Below are 14226 nucleotides of genomic sequence, written 5' to 3'. Positions count from 1 at the left end.
TTATCGATACTTCTTGAATCCCATGTCGCGGGCAATCTCGCGGAAGCACTGGCGACAGAGGTTGATGTCGTACTTGCCGACAAGCCCCTGTTTGCGGCCACAGCGCTGACAGGCCGCTTCCTGTCCGGTGCGCTTTGCGGCGTGCTCTCCGGTGCGGTCGCCTGCGTCAGTCGCTTCCGATTCCGTTTCCGGTCCCTGTTCGCTTTCACTCATCGTCGTCCTCCGTGGAGACGTCTACGTCGAAGTTCGCCTCGAGGAACGTGATCGCGTCCTCGGGGGTGAGTCGGTGACCCGACGGGATCGAACGGCTTGCCTTGTCGCGCTTGGCGACGCGGTAGCCTGGGCGGACCAGGTTGACGGTGACGTCCATGCCGTAGATCCCGACGTTCGGGTCGTACTCCTGGCTCGGGAACTCGGTGTGTTCCTCGACGCCGAAGCTGAAGTTGCCCGTGTTGTCGAACTGCGTCGCGGACAGCGTCGCGAGCGGCAGTGCCTTCTCGAGGAAGTCGTAGGCGTCCGTTCCGCGAAGGGTGACCTTCGTCCCGATCGGGTCGCCCTGGCGGATACCGAAGTCAGGCTCGGTCCGCTTTGCCTGCGTACGGACACTCTGCTGTTCGGTGACTTCTTCGATGATGTCTTCTGCCTTGCCGAGTTCGCGACCACCCTGACCGACGCCCATGTGGACGACGACCTTCTCGACGCGCGGTTCGCGCATCTCGTGGAATCCGCTGTCGGCTTCACTCATTCGTCATCACCTGCGTCGCCCGTGAAGTTCTCGTCGATAACGACGACGTACTCCTCGACGGTTTCGAACGCACCGTCGTCCGTTTCCACGGTGACGATGTTCGATCCGCTGCTCTGGGTAACCTCGATATCGACGATCTCGCCGATCTTGCCGCCGTGGTTGCCACGGATGGCCGTCACGAGCGCGCCCTCTTCGTACGGGAAGTGGGCGACGATCGACTTGTCGTCGTTGTCGACGACGATCGAGTCCTTGGCGTTGTAGTCGTCCTCGTCGATGAGGACGTTCGTTCCGTCGTGCAGCGTCAGCTGGGTGTCGCCACCCGAAATCTGCTGCTTGCCGTCGATCTTGCCGAGGCGGCTGTCTGCCGATCCGGCGTCGATCTCGGTCAGAGCGAGGCGGCCTCCCTCGTCGGGGAAGACGCGGTAGTACTCCTCGCGACCAGGGAACGCGATGATGTCGAAGATACCGATCGGACGCTGCTCGTCGTTGATCGGTTCGCCGTTGACCAGGATCGAGTCCTGAGACAGCGCGTATCGAGCTTCCTTCTTCGAGTCCACGTAGCCGAGCACGTCCCGCAGGAGGACGACGAGGGGGACACCCTCTTCGCCGTGGGGACCAGCGCCGGCCTTGACCGTGAAGACGTCAGTCTTGCGCTCGACCGGCCAGGACTTCGGTACTGACAGTCGTTTCTGGTGTTTCGTCATTCACTATCACCTTCTGCGTCGTCTGCATCGCCTTCGAGGCGTGCTTCACGACGCTCGTCTTCGAGGTCGAGTTCGGTGATGCGAACGTTCGATGGGTCGAGCGGCCGTGGCACCTCTTCGCCGTCTGCCGTCTCGACCGTGACCTCCTCGACGTGGATGGTGCCGTCTTCGAGGATCGCTCGAAGCACTTCACCTTCCTCGCCAGCGTGGTCACCGCGCATAACCTCGACCATGTCCCCCGCGTTGACGCGGGTTCGACGAGTGTCGTACTCCTCGCGGAGTTCGTCCGAGAGCGTCGCGTGAAGCTGCTTCTGTCGCTTGTGCAGCGGCGCACGCTCCGTCTGGGTTCGCTGTTTGTGTGGTTGTTTGCTCATAACTATCCTTAGACGATCATCGTCGCGGTAGATGCGATTGCTCCGAAGCGCTCTGCGACTTCGCGGGCGATCGGCCCCTTGATCTCCGTGCCGCGGGGCTCTTCGTTCTCGTCGATGATGACCGCCGCGTTGTCCTCGAACTTCAGGCGCGTCCCGTCCGGCCGGCGGATCGACTTCCGCTGGCGGACGATGACGGCCTCGAGAACCTGGCGGCGCATCTCTGGGGTACCCTTGGTCACGGAGACCGTGACCTTGTCACCGAGTCCCGCCTTCGGCTGGCGGTTCTTGGTGCCGTGGTAGCCCGAGACGCTAATGACCTTGAGCTCACGTGCGCCAGTGTTGTCGGCACACGTCACGAGCGAGCCCTTCTTGAGTCCCTGGGTGACGTCGGCTTTCATTGCCTCCATCAGGCATCACCTTCGTCTTCAGCGTCCTCGCCGCCGAGATCATCGGCGGACAGCTGTGGGTCCGGCTCGCTCTCGCCGGTCAGCGCTGCCACGTCCTCGGCAGTCGCTTCCTGAGTTACTTCGACGACCACGTGCGATTTCGTCTTCGACAGTGGTCGGGTCTCTGCGATCTTGACCGTGTCACCGACCGAGAGCGGCTCGAGCACGCCCGGCACGTGTGCCGGAATGCGCGAGCGTCGCTTCATGTAGCGGTCGTACTTCGGAACCGCTACATCGTACTCTCGTTCGACGACTACGGTCTTGTCCATGTCCGTCGAGACGACCTGTCCTTCGAGGATCTGACCTCGAACGGAGAGCTCGCCGTAGAACGGACACTTCTCGTAGTCGTATTCCTCCGGGTTTGCTGGTTCCGGAGGGGTTTCAACGTCTAGTCCTATTGCCATGGTGAGTCACCACTTGTTTCCGTGCGTCGGGCGGGTCGTGAGAGCAGCCGCGATCCATCGACCGTAACGTAGGCCACGCCCTCGCCAGCACAGTCCGGCGTCTCCGATTGCTCGGTCTCGCCAGGTTGAGTGTCGGCCAGTTTGGACGCGGTCCCCGACTCCTTCGCGGAGTCGGCGGCTTCATCTGTGATCGCGAACTCGAATACCGAGCCCGACTTTGGCACCATGACGACCCGAGACTCGCCGTTGCGTCGAACTTCGATCGAGAGGGTGTTGGTCGTCTCGATGACGACCCGCCCCTCGAGTCCCTCGCGGGCGTCGTCGTCACTCTCGACGACGCGGACCGGCAGTCCGTTGAGTTCGTGTCGCGGCAGTGTCTCGGGTGTCAGTGCCATTGTAATCTCTCTCTATTATTCGTCGTCGAGGTCGCCTTCCTCACGCTGGACCGTCTTGATCCGCGCGATCGTCCGACCGAGTTCACCGATTCGGCCAGGATTCTCCGGCGCACCACCAGCGGCGAGAACGGACTTCTGGTTCAGCAGTTCCGTCTCGAGTTCCTCGAGTTCCTCCTCGCGTTCGGCTGGCGTCATGTCGCGGATTTCTTCGACGTGGAGAATTGCCATCAGGCGTCACCTCCCTCGTCGTCAGCGTCAGCGTCGGCGTCGGCGTCAGCGTCAGCGTCCGCTTCCATCTCCTCGACAAGTTCCTCCGCTTCTGCTTCGACGTCCTCCTCGAGTTCCTCGAGGTCTTCGTCGTCTGCGTCAGCGTCAGCATCGGCGTCGGCATCTGCATCTGCATCTGCATCGGAGTCGTCTTCATCATCGTCAGCCGCAACTTCCTCTTCGATGACTTCTTCGACGACTTCCTCGTCGAGCTCCGCTTCGTCGTCCGCTGCGGTCTCGACAGTCTCGTCGGCTGCAGCTTCGACGCCCTCGTCGGCTGCCTCGGCCTCCTCGGGTTCGCCCTCGAGAAGTTCCTCGACACCTTCGGCCTCGTTGGCCTCGACGGCTTCGGGGACGAGCTCTTCCGGATCCATGTCCTCGTGAATCTGGAAGTCGTCTGGCAGCTCGGCGTTCGGCGGGATAATCTTCACAGTAACCCCGATCGTGCCAAGCTTCATGACGGCCGTTCCCTGGCCCTCATCGACGATTTCCTCTGCAGGCTCGCCGTTGTGCTTGATGTAGCCACGGTTGAACTTCTCCACGCGCGAGCGTGCACCCGTGACCTTTCCGGAGAGGACAATCTCTGCGCCGAGCGCACCGGCTTCCATGATCCGGTCAATCGTCGTGTGACCGGCCTTTCGGAAGTACCAGCCGCGCTCGAGTGCGTTCGCGAGACGGTCCGCAACGATGCGTGCGTTCAGGTCAGGTTCGTCGACCTCCTGCACGTCGATCTGTGGATCCTCGAGGTTGAACTTCTCCTCGAGTGCGGTCGTCACTTTCCGGATGTTCTCGCCACCTTTGCCGATGACCATCCCGGGCTTCTCTGCCTTGAGGACGATCTGGGTTCCCATCGGCGTCTTGGCGACGTCCATGCCACCGTAGCCAGCGCGGCCGAGTTCTTCCTGGAAGAACTCGTCAATCTGGGACCGCTGCAGGCCGTTTTCGATGAACTGGTGTTCGTCAGCCATTAGTTGTCACCCTCCGCGTCCTCAGTATCGTCGGCAGTCTCGTCGACATCTTCGACGACGATCTCGACGTCGACCTGCGGCGTGTTCCACGCCGAGGCACGCCCCATGGCACGGGGCTTGCGACCGACCGATTCGCCGACCTTGTGGGCGGCGACGTGTGCGATCTCCATGGATTCGCCGTCGAATCCCTGGCTGTCGGCGTTGGCTGCGACGTTCTCGAGCAGGTCGAGGAAGGCCTCGGAGGCCTTCTCTGGGTACTTGCCCGCGTCCCAGCCCTCGATGTCAGATCGGTGGCCGGCACCGGTGTTGTGCGACTTGAACGGTACCGACTGCTTCTCGTCGATGACGTCCTGGAGGTACGCCTGCGCGTTGCCGACGGTTCGGCCCTTGAGTTCGCGGGCGATCTCCTTGCTGTGCTTGTGGCTCATGTGACGCTCCCGAAGCATCGCTTTCGCGGTTGTGTTCGGGTCCGCGTCGACTGAGTAGTTGATTCCCATGCGTGGATCACTTCAGTGGGACGAACTTCGACGAGCGAGTTGCACCGATCCCTGCCTGTCCGTGCTCGACGGAGTTTCGGGTCAGCTGGAACTCGCCGAGATAGTGTCCGATCATCTCGGGCTCGACGCGAACGCGCTCGAAGGACTGGCCGTTGTAGACCTCGAAGGTCAGTCCGACGAACTCCGGCAGCACCGGCATGTCGCGCAGGTGCGTGCGGATCGGCGCGTTTGCCGTCTCCTGCTCGTCTTTGCCGCGGGTCTTCTCCAGCAGCTTCTGCTTCTCGACGGAGAGACCGCGCGTGATACTTCGCCGCTTGCGTGCGGGCAGCAGTTCGGCAACCTCTTCGAGCTCCAGATCCTGCAGCTCGTCGAGCGTGTGACCGCGGTAGGTGAACTCCTCACCCTCACGGCCGGTTCGGTACTCCTGACTCATTTGTTTCCACCTCGTCCGGTACGGCGCGAGGAGATGTCACCGACCTTCCGTCCTGGCGGGGCGTTCCGCGAGACGGACTTCGGTTTGCCGGGGTGCTGGCGGCCGCCACCACCGAATGGGTGGTCGACGGCGTTCATCGCAACACCGCGGACGCGAGGCCACTTCGTGCCTCGGGCCTTCATCTTGTGGTACTTGTTCCCTGCCTTGACCATCGGCTTCTCCGTGCGACCGCCACCGGCGACGACGCCGATGGTTGCACGACACTGCGGATCGAGGCGCTTGACCTCGCCGCTTGGGAGCTGGATGACCGCAGCGTTGCGGTCGTGGGTGATCAGGTCCGCGTTGACACCCGACGAACGGGCGAACTTACCGCCGTCGCCCGGGTTGGCCTCGACGTTACAGACCGGGACACCCTCCGGAATCTCTGCGAGTGGGAGCGTGTTGCCGGCCTTGATCTCGGCCGAGACACCAACCTGCAGCTCCTCGCCAACCGAGATACCCTCGGGGGCGAGCACGAGCCGCTGGTCGCCGTCTTCGAACTCGACGGCGGCGACGGGTGCAGAGCGGGCGGGGTCGTGTTCGATGTCCACGACAGTCCCGCGGATCACGTCGTCGTCTTCTTCTTTCTTGTGATCGAGCTTCGCCTTGTATCGGTGCGACGGGGCACGGAACGTCGGGGTACCGCGACCACGTCGTTGTCCGAGAATGCGGCGTCCCATTGTTAGAACACCCCAATTCGCGAGGCGACTTCCTGGGCGTCGTCATCCTCGGCGAGTTTGACGATTGCCTTTTTCTTGCCCTTCATCGTTACCTGTGTGTTAATGTCCGTGACCGAGACCTCGAAGCGCTCTTCGACTTCGTCGCGAATCTCGGGCTTGGTGGCGTCGGGGTTGACGACGAACTGGAGCTTGTTCTCGAAGTCCATGTCGTTCATCGCCTTCTCCGTCACGAGCGGGTGTTCGATCAGTGTGCTCATCGGTCAGCCACCTCCTCGAGTGCGCTTTCGGTCCAGACGGTCAGTCGACCTGGCTGTGCGCCAGGGGCGAGGTCTTCTGCGTTGACCTCGGCGGCCGTCGCAACGTCTGCGCCGGCGAGGTTCCGGGCCGCACGGGATGGGCCGGTCTCGCTCGACGTGACGAAGAGGATCGACGTCGGCGTCTTGTACTTCCGGCCACGGGCTTTCCCCTGTCCGGCGCGGACGCTTCGACCCTCGTCTGCGCGCTTGATGTCGTCTTCGAGGCCTGCTGCCTCGAGGAACTCGACAACCTCCTGCGTCTTGTGGAGGTCTTCGAACTCGTCGGAGACGACGACCGGAATCTCGGCGTCGTCGTCGAACGCGTGACCGCGCTCGGCGACGATTTCGGCGTCGGTCGTCGCAGCGATAGCGCTGCGAACGGCCAGTTTCTTCTCTTTCGTGTTGATCGATTCAGACCAGTCCTTCTCGGCCTTTGGCGGGTGTGCCTTACGACCCTTGACAGCCTGCGGGACGCGTCGTGCGCGTCCGTCCTGTCGTGGGACGTGGGCCATGCCGCGGCCGCTACCGAACGATTCGGCCGGCGTTCGCTTGCCGGCGAACTCGTCGGCACCGTAGTCCTGTTTGCGGTTTGCCTGGGCGACGCGAACGGCGCGGGCGATCAGGTCCGGGCGGTACTGCGTGTCGAAGACCGCCGGGAGGTCGACCGAACCCGCGTCGGAGCCGTCCAGGTCTCGTACTGTTGCTTCCATGTGTTATCCCTGGTTAGATGCGGTGGAGACGTAGCGAACCTCGGGATCGAGGCGTGGCTGGTCTCCAGGTCGGATCGCCGGGCGGAAGCGCACGAGGCGCTTGTTCGGCCCGGGGAGCGAGCCCTTGATCAGCACGTGCGGTCCGTCGACTTCGCCGTAGTTGACGAAGCCGCCGTCGACCGTCGCGTCAGCACCGTCGCCGATGTCGACGAGGCGCTTGTTCAGTTCCGTCCGCTGGTGGTAGCCGGTCTGTCCCTGCTGTGGGACCGTCGACCGGACGCGGGACGGGTTCCAGGGGCCAAGGTTGCCAATGCGGCGGCGCCATCCCTGCCGGGCGTGCTTGCCCTTGCGCTTCTGGACGCCCCAGCGTTTGACGGGACCCTGGGTCCCCTTTCCTTTGGTGACACCGCTGGCGTCGACGTACTCGCCGGCGCGGAACACGTCGTTCATGACGTGCTCGCCGCCGTCTTCCTCGACCAGTTCGAGGGCGTAGTCGACGCGCTCCTCAACAGAGCCGCCGCCGACGCGCGTCTCCATCACGTCCGGTTTCTTCTTCGGCATCGAGGGAACGTCCCCCGGAACCGTGTGCGTGATGACGCGAACGTCGTCGACGCGTCCCTCCTCGAGGAGTCCGCGGAGCTCGTCCGCGGCAGCGTCGGTGTCATAGTCGTCACCGGGAAGGTCAAGGACGCGGTCGAGTTCAGGAACGAACTCGTCGGTCCAGACTTCGGTGACCGGTTGCTTACCGTATGGCGTGTCTTCGTACGCACGCAGGGCGACGGCGCGCATTGGCGGCGTCTCCACGATCGTGACGGGAACGGTCTGTTCCATTCCCTCGGTCGGCGAGTTCGACTTGTCGTCGACCATCACAACGTGGGTCATGCCGGCCTTGTAGCCCGCGAAGCCCTGGAGCGTCGGCTGTCCGTCGTCGTCCGGCCACGAGTTAAAGCGCGGAACCTCCGAAGAGGCGCGCTGTCGTGGGCCGAACCCGAGTGAGCCTTTGCGTGGTGCGTTTGGTTGTGGCATTCTATCACTCTCTGAGTGAGAGGGGAGCGAGCGTCGCGAACAGAGCTTCTTCCGTTCGCACGACGTCGCTTCCCTGGTCCGGAACCGTGTTCAGCCAGAGGTCGAACCCTCCTGGATCGGCTGCATCTGCATCGGTCTCTGCAGCGACAGTATCGTCGTCGCCGACTGCCGATGTGGGTTCGACTCCGTCTTCGTCCTCGGCCAGCCACGATGGCCATGCCGACAACGACTCGACGGTGGTATCCTCGAGTTCGAGGATGGCAGGCAGCCCTCTCTCGGGCGCACCGAACGCGATTGTGAATCCGTCGCGGGTAGTATCGCGTTCTGTGTGTCCGGCCAGCGTTCCGAGCCGCCCGACGGTGAGTTCTGCACCGAATCGGGAAGCCGCAATTCGAACGCCGGCGTCCTCACGGCTGAGAGCCGCCTGAAGGTCCGTCCGCTCGACGGTAAGCCCCGGGAGGGGCTCGTCGACGAGTTTCGCCCGGACCGGTCGTCGCGAAGAGATCCTGATAGTCACGCGCTCTCCCACGGAGACCGCCATTTTCGGCGGTACATTGAGGGAGATCGGGTGTTGCAAGCCGCAATTGACCCGCACGCGTTGATCAGGTCCGACCTCGGTCACGATCCCTTGTCTTAACGACCCCGAACCGTCTGATTCGGAGCCGGTCTGTGACGTGGCGCGGAGTGGGGGCAGGACGCCCACATACTCCAGTTCGTCGCGCATCCCCCATGCCTCGTTGCGGAGGTAGGGGGGCGTTGCGGCGTATCGCAAGACGGTGCTTACGAATTCGTCGCCGAATCGCCCCGTATCGCCGTCCCGATCTGGGTAGACGATGAGGCGGTCAACACGGAAGATTGTCGCCGCGCGGGCGACGTATCCAAGCTTGCGAGTTGCCTCGCGTTTGTCCTCGGCCTCCCGAGTGAGCGACGACGGCACGAGTACGCTGACGGTCATGCCGTGACGCTTCGGCGCCGCGTCACTAGACTGTAGCGATACGTTGCGTTCAAGGTCTTAAAAGAATAGCGGATTCGATTACGGCTGTGAACGGCTCACACTCGTGAATTCGTGCCGGACAGCCACACACTTGGTTTCGGTGAATAGTCGCCTCGAGTATGCATCCAGGAAAATATTTCTGCTACCTGGCGAACTGGGCCAAAAAATCCTGGCATGGGCAGGCATGCCGATGGTGGATCGATTCGCAACCCTTATACATCCCTCCGGCAGTAGGTGTAAGTGCAGCAGGGCGCTGGTAGTGTAGTGGTATCACGTGACCTTGCCATGGTCACAACCTGGGTTCAAATCCCAGCCAGCGCACTTCTACGACGAACAATTTCGACGAGCACCGCGTAGCGTGTGCTCGTCACCCGTGAGCCGTGAGGTCGCTCTGGATTTGAACGAGAGAAGTCACAGCCCGCATAGCGAACGGAGTGAGCGAGCAGGACTGTCTTCGCGTTGTTCAAATCCCAGCCAGCGCATTTCTCCGAACACAACATCACGAGCACTGCGTAGCAGTGCGAGTACTCGTGTTCGGAGAAATCGTTCTTGGAGTTGAATCAGGATAGTCGCAGCGTCGAACGGAGTGAGACGACCGTCTATCCGTGGTTCAAATCCCAGCCAGCGCAGTATGCTGACGGAATCCGCTCGTCCAACTGTCGGAACGTACGCCATCTAAACCGGCTGTGGGTTCCGTTTCTACCCTCTGCTCAGTCCGGAACCGACTCGAGTACGGTACGGCAAAGCCAGCAACACGCATCGCCGAGAGGGCCACGAAGACAAACCAGTCAGGCGCGCACTTCGTCAGGGATGACAACCAATATCACGACCGAGCGAGTTTTATGCCAGAACAGGATACGAGGGAGTAGACGACCGCACCAGTTCTCCTATGCAAACGGAATGTTCACCCGCAGACGGCGCGGCCGATCTCCAGTACGACCAGACGAACGACCGGTACGTCTTCCAGCACGACCCCGACGGCACCGCGTTAATCACGACGACGATTGTTCACGCGCTCTCGTCGATTGCGGACACCGACGTCTCCCAGGGCGAGTTCTCCCTGTACGATAGCGTCGATCCCGACGCGCTCAATCGACTCTTCGCGTCGAAGGCGGACGGGACCGAGCGGTCCGGCGGCCACGTCGCGTTCACGGCACTCGAACACGAGATCTACGTGTACGCAAACGGTGACGTCATCATCTACCCGCCGTCCGAGGCGAGCGCAGGCCGACCACGTCCCCACTCGCGACACTAAACCAGACGTCCAGACGTCGGCGGTGTTCTGGTGCGTTCTTTCCAGTCAGACTCGTGAGTGCTCACACGGTGTCAAGGGAACGGTTTTAGGATGACACCGGACGTGGGGTCGACACGACGACAATGACCGTAATCGCACTCCTGAGCGTCGCACCGGTGATCGAAGACAGCATGTCCGCGGAAGTCGCGAAGGCAGTCGACGCCCTGGAGGGATACGATGTCGAGTACGAGACGAATCCGATGGGAACCGTGATCGAAGCCGAGAGTACGGACGAACTCTTTGCGGCGGCGCAAGCCGCGCACGATGCTGTCGACGGTGACCGAGTGAGTACTGTCCTCAAAATAGACGACAAGCGCACGCGCGAGGTTTCCGCCGCCGAAAAGGTCGACACCGTCGCAGCCGAGCTGGGACGGGAGCCGACGAGCAAGAGCGAGTAGGATCGAACGGCACGGCGGAACTGCACCACCGCTGTGAGCACAAGGTTCAACCAGAACTGGCACAAACGGCGCGTATGGAACAGACGACACTCGAGGTAACCGGCATGTCCTGCGGTGGCTGTGAATCGAACGTCATCGACGCCGTCGAGGCACTCGAAGGCGTCTCGTCGGTGACGGCGAACCACGAGGCAGACGAGGTTCGCGTCGAACACGACGAGGCGGCTATCGACGAGTCGACGATCGCAGACACGATCGCCGACGCTGGCTACGAGCCGGCGGTCTGATCACCAGCTCGTCGGCGACGACAGGGTCCGTTCGCACCGATTGTCTGACGTGAGTCAGACTGAAACTGGCAAACTGTTTTATGCCGGACGCTGAAGCGTAGCCTATGGAGAGTCTCAACCGAATGGCGATCGAGTTGGTCGACGAGGCCCTCGAGTACGCCGAGGAACTCAACATCGGTGGGTACGATCTCGACAACGAGTCGACTGTGCTCGACTTCGGACTCGAGTTCGACGGCGGTATCGAGGCAGGACTGTTGCTGACGGAGATCCAGACGGCGGGGCTGGCGACGCCGAGTTACGAACTGGGCGAACTCGGTGGGGCGACGATGCCGTACGTCGAGCTCGCGACCGATCAGCCGGCGCTTTCGTTGCTCTGTTCGCAGAAGGCCGGCTGGGAGCTCATCACAGAGGACTTCGAGGGGCTCGGGAGCGGGCCTGCACGGGCGCTCGTCGCCGAAGAAGAGGAATTCCGCCGCGTCGGCTATACGGACGCGTTCGATCTGACGGCGCTCGCCGTTGAGACGGAAGAAGACCCGACCGAATCGGCGTCTGAACAGGTCGCTGAACTCGCTGAAGTCGAGACGAGCAGCGTCTTCCTGCTTGCCTATCCGACAGCGAGCCTCGCCGGCAGTATCACGAACGCTGCGCGTGCGGCCGAGCTCGCGACGTTCCGGCTCGCCGAACTGGGCTACGATCTGCGTGATATCGTCTCGGCGACGGGCCGCGCGCCGGTCGCCCCCGTGCCGGGCGAGGAACGGACGGCAATCGCGCGCACAAACGACGCGATCGCCTACGGTGGCTCGGCACACATCACCGTTCGCGAGGACGCGGACATCTTCGACTCGGTGCCGTCGACGGCCGCTGACGAGCATGGCCGGCCGTTTGGCGAAATCTTCGACGACCTCGACTGGGACTTCGAGGAGGTCCCCTCGGATCTGTTCGCGCCCGCGACGGTGACCATCGACGTGCTCGGGGGCCCAACCTACGTTCACGGCGAGCGCGACGAGGAACTCGTTGCGGAGTCGTTCGATCTCTGAGCAACTGCGCGCGCGAACACAGCCCACTCACTGATACCTCACTCACTGAGACAGCAACACGACACAGCACATGCCCCTCACATTCAAACCGATTCCAGAGCCACCCCACGGTTCTGCGGACGCACTCGAGTCCATCGCCACAGTCCGCGCCACCCTTCCGGCCACGGAGGCCGAGGCGGCAGACACGCCGGATTGTTGTGCACGGGTGCTGGATCGAACCGACGGGGTGGAAGGCGCGCAGATTCGAGACCGTGACGACGCCGCAACCTGGCTCACCTTCCTTCGCGCGCTCGAACTCGCCGTTGACGGAACGGAAGGCTATCGCCGGACAGAACAGAAACTCGAGTTAGCCGCGATCCAGATGGCGTTCCGCGAGCGTGTCCACGGCGCGCAGACAGTGCTCGACGTGCTCGACGCTGCTGCCAAACCGCTGTCGGCGGCGACCGTCGCAGAACGCGTCGATGCAGCCTCGCGCCGACCAGTGGAACGGGAGCGCGTGGGGAGGGTACTCGAGTGGGCTGTGCGACTCGAACTCGCAGAGCAGGTTGCAAGCGAGGACGAACACAGGTACCGGGCGACTGCCGTTGGGCCGTAGCGGTGAGGTCGAGCGTGGAGTCGATCGGAGACAGTACGTTTTATCGAGTGGAACGACAATCCAGCAGCCGTGACTGAGACGTACGACACCGACGTCGTCTGTTTCGATCTCGACGACACGCTATGTACCTACAGCCAGGATGGCGACGAGGTGCTCTCGGCGGCGTTCGAGCGCGCCGGTGTCTCGCAGTGTTGGGACATCGACGCGTACTACGACCACTACCGCGACTACCTGGCAGACAGTACGGACATTCTCGACCTTCGTCGGCAGTGTTTCGGCGACCTGACCGTCGCCGCGGGCCACGACCGTGCAGCAGGCGAGGCAGTCGCGGATGCGTTCGAAGAACTTCGCGACCAGGAACGCATCGAACCCTTGCCAGGGGCACGGCAGGTTGTCGACCAACTCGCCACGGAGTACCGACTCGGCCTGATCACCAACGGTCCACCCGAGATGCAGCGGACGAAACTCGAGGCGATCGGTCTCGACGACCGATTCGAGACCGTCGTCTGCGCCGGCTACGACACAGCGCCGAAACCCGCGGCCGAACCGTTCGACCTCGCACTGGAACAACTCGAGTCCAGCCCAGAACGCGCGGTCTACATCGGGAACTCGCTCTCGTCAGACGTCGCGGGCGCTCGGACGGCTGGACTTCGGTCGGTGTGGATACCAGCGACCGGCGACGTGCCGCCGCAGCCAACTCCCGAACCGTCGCATACGCTGGGATCGCTCGAGGAGTTAGCGACGCCGCCGTGGTGAGTCTGCGATCGCTCTCGACTTCGGACCGGCCGACTTTACTCGATTGGCACGCACGTCATAGTGGATGACCAACCACGCGATCAACTTTCAGTCCGTCGTCGACGAAATCCGCGAGACCGGTGAGACTGGCGGCCCTGAACCGTCGCTCGTCACCGTCGACGCACCCGACGTAATCGACGTCTGCCGACAGTTGTTCGACGCACTCGAGTCCCGGACCGATCCAACCACCTGTGAGTTCTACCTCCACCCGAACAATCGGCGGGTACTCGAGCGCCGGCTACTGGCTGATGAGCTCGCGGTCGAGTCAATGCCGTTTCTCGAACGCCAACTCTGGACAGATGTCTCGATGCCGGAGGATGTGATTCTCTTCATGCACCCGGATGCGGTGACGCTGGGTGGGTCGGTGATCGGTGATCACCCGGTGGGAGTAGGTCGGATCGCGGACGAGTAGTTCATTTCGACTGGTGAGGTTGCTGATCGTGGGTGTCGTGCGGATCCTGACGGTCGTGTCGGCCGCCATGGTCGTGGTAGTAATCGATGAGCAGCGTCCCGCCGCGAACGATGATGTAGAGCAACGACGTGAGCACCGCCAGCGGAACGACAAGACTCCAGAAACCGGTTATCGGTTGGACAAACGCGGGTGCAGGAGACGCGACGAATCCGAGCAGTTCGAACGGGAGAAAGAAGATCCTGATCGCGATCGTCATGACAGTTGTAACGGCGACCCAGAACAGGAAGATACCAAAGAGGACGAACGATTCACTGATCGCCCACCACAGGCGATCCGACGGGGAGTCAGGGAGCATGGCCGAACGAGGTGGCAGCTAGTCGAAAAGTGTGTCGGAACAGAACGATGGGACCGTGGTGACCGTGTTCCGGCGGTG

24 protein-coding genes and 1 tRNA gene are annotated in these 14226 nt (G+C 62.6%); 8 read left to right on the top strand and 17 right to left on the bottom strand.

The genetic code is table 11. The features are described 5' to 3' along the window. The 16 genes from NMAG_RS01075 to NMAG_RS01000 are packed head-to-tail and all read right to left on the bottom strand — an operon-like array spanning position 1 to position 8939. Positions 1-213 carry a 30S ribosomal protein S14 gene (locus NMAG_RS01075; RefSeq protein WP_004213682.1) on the bottom strand — a complete coding sequence of 71 codons (213 nt, stop codon included), beginning with the start codon at positions 211-213 and terminating at the stop codon, positions 1-3. After that, a complete protein-coding gene (locus tag NMAG_RS01070; protein WP_004213680.1) occupies positions 206-745 on the bottom strand; it encodes a 50S ribosomal protein L5 in 540 nt (179 codons plus the stop codon). The genes NMAG_RS01075 and NMAG_RS01070 overlap by 8 nt, the downstream gene beginning before the upstream one ends. Then, positions 742-1449: a 30S ribosomal protein S4e gene (locus NMAG_RS01065; protein ID WP_012996323.1), complete on the bottom strand. Its 708-nt coding sequence runs from the start codon at positions 1447-1449 to the stop codon at positions 742-744. Before NMAG_RS01065 ends, NMAG_RS01070 begins: the two co-directional genes overlap by 4 nt. Next, positions 1446-1823 carry a 50S ribosomal protein L24 gene (rplX, locus tag NMAG_RS01060; RefSeq protein WP_004213670.1) on the bottom strand — a complete coding sequence of 126 codons (378 nt, stop codon included), beginning with the start codon at positions 1821-1823 and terminating at the stop codon, positions 1446-1448. The genes NMAG_RS01065 and rplX overlap by 4 nt, the downstream gene beginning before the upstream one ends. A gap of 8 nt (positions 1824-1831) precedes the next feature. Beyond that, complete coding sequence (locus NMAG_RS01055) at positions 1832-2230, bottom strand: 50S ribosomal protein L14 (protein WP_004213668.1); 399 nt, start codon at positions 2228-2230, stop codon at positions 1832-1834. Next, on the bottom strand, positions 2230-2673 hold the full coding sequence (locus NMAG_RS01050) for a 30S ribosomal protein S17 (protein WP_004213667.1): 444 nt from the start codon (positions 2671-2673) through the stop codon (positions 2230-2232). The genes NMAG_RS01055 and NMAG_RS01050 overlap by 1 nt, the downstream gene beginning before the upstream one ends. Then, on the bottom strand, positions 2664-3068 hold the full coding sequence (locus tag NMAG_RS01045) for a ribonuclease P protein component 1 (RefSeq protein WP_004213666.1): 405 nt from the start codon (positions 3066-3068) through the stop codon (positions 2664-2666). Before NMAG_RS01045 ends, NMAG_RS01050 begins: the two co-directional genes overlap by 10 nt. A gap of 15 nt (positions 3069-3083) precedes the next feature. Beyond that, positions 3084-3296: a 50S ribosomal protein L29 gene (gene rpmC, locus NMAG_RS01040; protein ID WP_004213664.1), complete on the bottom strand. Its 213-nt coding sequence runs from the start codon at positions 3294-3296 to the stop codon at positions 3084-3086. Further along, positions 3296-4303: a 30S ribosomal protein S3 gene (locus NMAG_RS01035; protein WP_004213662.1), complete on the bottom strand. Its 1008-nt coding sequence runs from the start codon at positions 4301-4303 to the stop codon at positions 3296-3298. The genes rpmC and NMAG_RS01035 overlap by 1 nt, the downstream gene beginning before the upstream one ends. Further along, positions 4303-4800 carry a 50S ribosomal protein L22 gene (locus tag NMAG_RS01030; protein WP_004213660.1) on the bottom strand — a complete coding sequence of 166 codons (498 nt, stop codon included), beginning with the start codon at positions 4798-4800 and terminating at the stop codon, positions 4303-4305. Before NMAG_RS01030 ends, NMAG_RS01035 begins: the two co-directional genes overlap by 1 nt. A gap of 7 nt (positions 4801-4807) precedes the next feature. After that, positions 4808-5233, bottom strand: coding sequence for a 30S ribosomal protein S19 (locus tag NMAG_RS01025; RefSeq protein WP_004213658.1), 426 nt, complete (start codon positions 5231-5233; stop codon positions 4808-4810). Continuing rightward, positions 5230-5952: a 50S ribosomal protein L2 gene (locus NMAG_RS01020; RefSeq protein WP_004213656.1), complete on the bottom strand. Its 723-nt coding sequence runs from the start codon at positions 5950-5952 to the stop codon at positions 5230-5232. The genes NMAG_RS01025 and NMAG_RS01020 overlap by 4 nt, the downstream gene beginning before the upstream one ends. A gap of 2 nt (positions 5953-5954) precedes the next feature. Next, positions 5955-6209, bottom strand: a complete 255-nt coding sequence (locus NMAG_RS01015; RefSeq protein ID WP_004213654.1) for a 50S ribosomal protein L23 — start codon at positions 6207-6209, stop codon at positions 5955-5957. Beyond that, positions 6206-6958, bottom strand: coding sequence for a 50S ribosomal protein L4 (gene rpl4p / locus NMAG_RS01010; protein WP_004213652.1), 753 nt, complete (start codon positions 6956-6958; stop codon positions 6206-6208). The genes NMAG_RS01015 and rpl4p overlap by 4 nt, the downstream gene beginning before the upstream one ends. Before the next feature lie 3 nt (positions 6959-6961). Further along, positions 6962-7984 (bottom strand): 50S ribosomal protein L3, encoded by a 1023-nt coding sequence (locus NMAG_RS01005; protein ID WP_004213651.1) that lies wholly within the window; start codon positions 7982-7984, stop codon positions 6962-6964. 4 nt (positions 7985-7988) lie between these two features. Further along, entirely contained in the window at positions 7989-8939 is a 951-nt protein-coding gene (locus NMAG_RS01000; protein ID WP_004213650.1) for a putative RNA uridine N3 methyltransferase, read from the bottom strand. A 289-nt stretch (positions 8940-9228) separates the two neighbouring features. Here NMAG_RS01000 and NMAG_RS00995 point away from each other — a divergent pair. The 8 genes from NMAG_RS00995 (at position 9229) to NMAG_RS00960 (ending at position 13793) form a co-directional block, all read left to right on the top strand. Then, positions 9229-9299: transfer RNA gene (locus NMAG_RS00995), tRNA-Gly, on the top strand. A 568-nt stretch (positions 9300-9867) separates the two neighbouring features. Further along, on the top strand, positions 9868-10233 hold the full coding sequence (locus NMAG_RS00990; RefSeq protein ID WP_004213649.1) for a HalOD1 output domain-containing protein: 366 nt from the start codon (positions 9868-9870) through the stop codon (positions 10231-10233). Positions 10234-10355: 122 nt separating this feature from the next. Next, entirely contained in the window at positions 10356-10670 is a 315-nt protein-coding gene (locus NMAG_RS00985; RefSeq protein ID WP_004213648.1) for an MTH1187 family thiamine-binding protein, read from the top strand. 74 nt (positions 10671-10744) lie between these two features. Further along, positions 10745-10954, top strand: coding sequence for a heavy-metal-associated domain-containing protein (locus NMAG_RS00980; protein ID WP_004213647.1), 210 nt, complete (start codon positions 10745-10747; stop codon positions 10952-10954). 104 nt (positions 10955-11058) lie between these two features. Then, on the top strand, positions 11059-11991 hold the full coding sequence (mch, locus tag NMAG_RS00975) for a methenyltetrahydromethanopterin cyclohydrolase (RefSeq protein WP_004213646.1): 933 nt from the start codon (positions 11059-11061) through the stop codon (positions 11989-11991). A gap of 70 nt (positions 11992-12061) precedes the next feature. Next, positions 12062-12586 (top strand): hypothetical protein, encoded by a 525-nt coding sequence (locus tag NMAG_RS00970; RefSeq protein WP_004213641.1) that lies wholly within the window; start codon positions 12062-12064, stop codon positions 12584-12586. Between the two features lie 69 nt (positions 12587-12655). Further along, the gene (locus tag NMAG_RS00965) at positions 12656-13342 is read left to right on the top strand and encodes an HAD family hydrolase (RefSeq protein ID WP_004213639.1); all 687 of its coding nucleotides are present in this window, start codon (positions 12656-12658) and stop codon (positions 13340-13342) included. A gap of 64 nt (positions 13343-13406) precedes the next feature. Next, on the top strand, positions 13407-13793 hold the full coding sequence (locus tag NMAG_RS00960; RefSeq protein WP_004213638.1) for a hypothetical protein: 387 nt from the start codon (positions 13407-13409) through the stop codon (positions 13791-13793). 1 nt (position 13794) lies between these two features. Here the strand turns inward: NMAG_RS00960 and NMAG_RS00955 are convergent, their stop codons facing one another. Further along, the gene (locus NMAG_RS00955; RefSeq protein ID WP_004213636.1) at positions 13795-14148 is read right to left on the bottom strand and encodes a hypothetical protein; all 354 of its coding nucleotides are present in this window, start codon (positions 14146-14148) and stop codon (positions 13795-13797) included. Positions 14149-14226 lie beyond the last annotated feature (78 nt).

It is taken from the genome of Natrialba magadii ATCC 43099, assembly GCF_000025625.1.
Lineage (GTDB): Archaea > Halobacteriota > Halobacteria > Halobacteriales > Natrialbaceae > Natrialba > Natrialba magadii.
Note: the sequence above shows the minus strand (reverse complement) of the source record. Positions and strands in the feature narration are given on the sequence as shown.

Coding starts and splice junctions, on each gene's coding strand:
- NMAG_RS01035 (WP_004213662.1), bottom strand. CDS start 4,303: ATGGCTGACGAACACCAGTTCATCGAAAACGGCCTGCAGCGGTCCCAG.
- mch (WP_004213646.1), top strand. CDS start 11,059: ATGGAGAGTCTCAACCGAATGGCGATCGAGTTGGTCGACGAGGCCCTC.
- NMAG_RS01005 (WP_004213651.1), bottom strand. CDS start 7,984: ATGCCACAACCAAACGCACCACGCAAAGGCTCACTCGGGTTCGGCCCA.
- NMAG_RS00985 (WP_004213648.1), top strand. CDS start 10,356: ATGACCGTAATCGCACTCCTGAGCGTCGCACCGGTGATCGAAGACAGC.
- NMAG_RS01030 (WP_004213660.1), bottom strand. CDS start 4,800: ATGGGAATCAACTACTCAGTCGACGCGGACCCGAACACAACCGCGAAA.
- NMAG_RS01050 (WP_004213667.1), bottom strand. CDS start 2,673: ATGGCAATAGGACTAGACGTTGAAACCCCTCCGGAACCAGCAAACCCG.
- NMAG_RS00970 (WP_004213641.1), top strand. CDS start 12,062: ATGCCCCTCACATTCAAACCGATTCCAGAGCCACCCCACGGTTCTGCG.
- NMAG_RS01075 (WP_004213682.1), bottom strand. CDS start 213: ATGAGTGAAAGCGAACAGGGACCGGAAACGGAATCGGAAGCGACTGAC.
- NMAG_RS01000 (WP_004213650.1), bottom strand. CDS start 8,939: ATGACCGTCAGCGTACTCGTGCCGTCGTCGCTCACTCGGGAGGCCGAG.
- NMAG_RS00980 (WP_004213647.1), top strand. CDS start 10,745: ATGGAACAGACGACACTCGAGGTAACCGGCATGTCCTGCGGTGGCTGT.
- NMAG_RS01020 (WP_004213656.1), bottom strand. CDS start 5,952: ATGGGACGCCGCATTCTCGGACAACGACGTGGTCGCGGTACCCCGACG.
- rplX (WP_004213670.1), bottom strand. CDS start 1,823: ATGAGCAAACAACCACACAAACAGCGAACCCAGACGGAGCGTGCGCCG.
- rpmC (WP_004213664.1), bottom strand. CDS start 3,296: ATGGCAATTCTCCACGTCGAAGAAATCCGCGACATGACGCCAGCCGAA.
- NMAG_RS01015 (WP_004213654.1), bottom strand. CDS start 6,209: ATGAGCACACTGATCGAACACCCGCTCGTGACGGAGAAGGCGATGAAC.
- NMAG_RS00960 (WP_004213638.1), top strand. CDS start 13,407: ATGACCAACCACGCGATCAACTTTCAGTCCGTCGTCGACGAAATCCGC.
- NMAG_RS01070 (WP_004213680.1), bottom strand. CDS start 745: ATGAGTGAAGCCGACAGCGGATTCCACGAGATGCGCGAACCGCGCGTC.
- NMAG_RS00990 (WP_004213649.1), top strand. CDS start 9,868: ATGCAAACGGAATGTTCACCCGCAGACGGCGCGGCCGATCTCCAGTAC.
- NMAG_RS01045 (WP_004213666.1), bottom strand. CDS start 3,068: ATGGCACTGACACCCGAGACACTGCCGCGACACGAACTCAACGGACTG.
- rpl4p (WP_004213652.1), bottom strand. CDS start 6,958: ATGGAAGCAACAGTACGAGACCTGGACGGCTCCGACGCGGGTTCGGTC.
- NMAG_RS01055 (WP_004213668.1), bottom strand. CDS start 2,230: ATGGAGGCAATGAAAGCCGACGTCACCCAGGGACTCAAGAAGGGCTCG.
- NMAG_RS01065 (WP_012996323.1), bottom strand. CDS start 1,449: ATGACGAAACACCAGAAACGACTGTCAGTACCGAAGTCCTGGCCGGTC.
- NMAG_RS01025 (WP_004213658.1), bottom strand. CDS start 5,233: ATGAGTCAGGAGTACCGAACCGGCCGTGAGGGTGAGGAGTTCACCTAC.
- NMAG_RS00955 (WP_004213636.1), bottom strand. CDS start 14,148: ATGCTCCCTGACTCCCCGTCGGATCGCCTGTGGTGGGCGATCAGTGAA.